The 1933-nt window shown below is 66.5% G+C and carries 2 protein-coding genes; both read right to left on the reverse strand.

All coding sequences use genetic code 11. The features are described 5' to 3' along the window. On the reverse strand, positions 1-1137 hold a 1137-nt coding region (locus tag ACK4S2_RS15725; protein ID WP_409626529.1), incomplete at its 3' end, for a xanthine dehydrogenase family protein molybdopterin-binding subunit. A gap of 67 nt (positions 1138-1204) precedes the next feature. Further along, complete coding sequence (locus tag ACK4S2_RS15730) at positions 1205-1696, reverse strand: (2Fe-2S)-binding protein (RefSeq protein WP_409626532.1); 492 nt, start codon at positions 1694-1696, stop codon at positions 1205-1207. Between the last annotated feature and the right edge of the window lie 237 nt (positions 1697-1933).

Consider the following 1933-nt stretch of genomic DNA (forward strand, 5'->3'; position numbering starts at 1 on the left):
CGTCGCCTCGGGGCGCCCGGCGCCGCGGTAGGCATCGACCGGCACGGTGTTGGTGAACACCGCCTTGACGTTCACGTAGATCAGCGGTGTGCGGTAGTTGCCCGCCATCAGCGTGCCGTGCAGCCAGGTCGGGATCGACGGCGCAAAGGTGGAAAGGTAGGCCCCCATGTTGGCGTAGGTTTCGGTGCGGATGGCGGTAAAGTTCAGGTCCGCATCCAGCGCCAGTTCCATCTTGGTCACATGGTCGCGGCCTTGCGCATCCGAGATGAAGGCCTCGGAGCGGCTGGCCGTCCACTTCACCGGGCGCTTCAGCTGCCGGGCGGCAAAGGTGCAGAAGGCTTCTTCGGCATAGTGGTAGATCTTCGACCCGAAGCCGCCGCCCACGTCCGGCGCCACCACGCGCAGCTTGTGTTCCGGGATGCCCAGCACGAAGGCGCCCATCAGCAGGCGGATCACATGCGGGTTCTGGCTGGTGGTATAAAGCGTGGACTGGTCGTTCCAGGGGTCGTAGTCGCCCACCGCCACGCGCGGTTCCATCGGGTTGGCGACCAGACGGTTGTTCACCAGTTCCAGCGTGATGTGATGTTTCGCGGCCTTGAACGCTTCGTTCACCGCCTCGCGGTTGTCCTCGACGAAGCCCCAGTCGTAGCACAGGTTCGAGCTCAGGTCGTCATGCACCTTGGGCGCATCGGGCGCCAGCGCCGCCTTCATGTCCAGCACGGCGGGCAGTTCGTGGATGTCCACCACGATCGCCTCGGCGGCATCGCGGGCCTGTTCCAGCGTTTCGGCCACCACCACGGCGATGGGGTCGCCGACATGGCGCACCTTGCCTTCGGCCAGCACGGGGTGCTTGGGCTCCTGCATCGGCTTGCCGAAACGGTCGGTCACCTGCCAGCCGCAGGGCAGGCCGCCCACGCCGGCGAAATCGGCCGCGGTAAAGATGCGCACCACGCCGGGCATGGCCGCGGCATCCGCCGTGTGGATCGCGTCGATCCGGCCATGCGCCACCTGGCTGCGCAGGAAATAGGCGTGGAGCTGCCCACGCAGGTTGATGTCGTCGGTATACCGGCCGTTGCCGGTCAGGAACCGCAGGTCCTCGCGCCGCTTGGTGCTGGCGCCGATGCCGTCTTTCGGCATGGTTTCCTCCCTTGAATGGCGTTTCGCGGCAGGGGTGCCCTGCCCCGCTGGCTGTCCGGTGCGGCCGTCACTCGGCCGCGATGCCCACGTCGCTCACGTCCTGGCCGCTGGCCGCCAGCACCGCCTTGACGATGTTGTGATAGCCCGTGCAGCGGCAGATGTTGCCTTCGAGGTAGTGGCGCACCTCGGCCTCGGTGGGTTTGGGGTTTTCGGCCAGCAGCGCGGCGGCGGACATCACCATGCCCGGCGTGCAGAAGCCGCATTGCAACCCGTGGTGGTCCTGGAATGCCTGCTGGAGGGTGGAAAGCGAACCGTCGGGGTTGGCCATGCCTTCGATGGTGGTCACGCTGGCGCCGGCCACGTCATGCGCCAGCACCGAGCAGCTTTTCACCGCCAGCCCGTCCACATGCACCACGCAGGCGCCGCACTGGCTGGTGTCGCAGCCGACATGGGTGCCGGTCAGCCCCAGCCCGGCGCGCAGGAAATCGGACAGAAGGGTGCGCCCTTCGGCCTCGGCCGACATCGTGCGGCCGTTCACGGTCATGGTTAGCTTTGCCATGCAATCCTCCCTTGGATGGGTCCGAGTTAATCACGCCCGCGCCCGCGCGCCAATGCGACCTTGGGCCTAGCAGGCTGCTGAAGAAGTCAGCCCTCGACCCGGAGTTAGGAACATGTTTCACCCTTTGCACGACAACGGTGGGGGTGATGATGCGCGGGACGGACGAGGCGAGCGGGTCGCTGTTCAGCTATGTCGATCTTGAAGAGCGCATCCCCGCCCGGCATCCGCTGCGCAAGA

The sequence above is a fragment of the Gemmobacter sp. genome, from assembly GCF_046292685.1.
GTDB lineage: Bacteria > Pseudomonadota > Alphaproteobacteria > Rhodobacterales > Rhodobacteraceae > Wagnerdoeblera.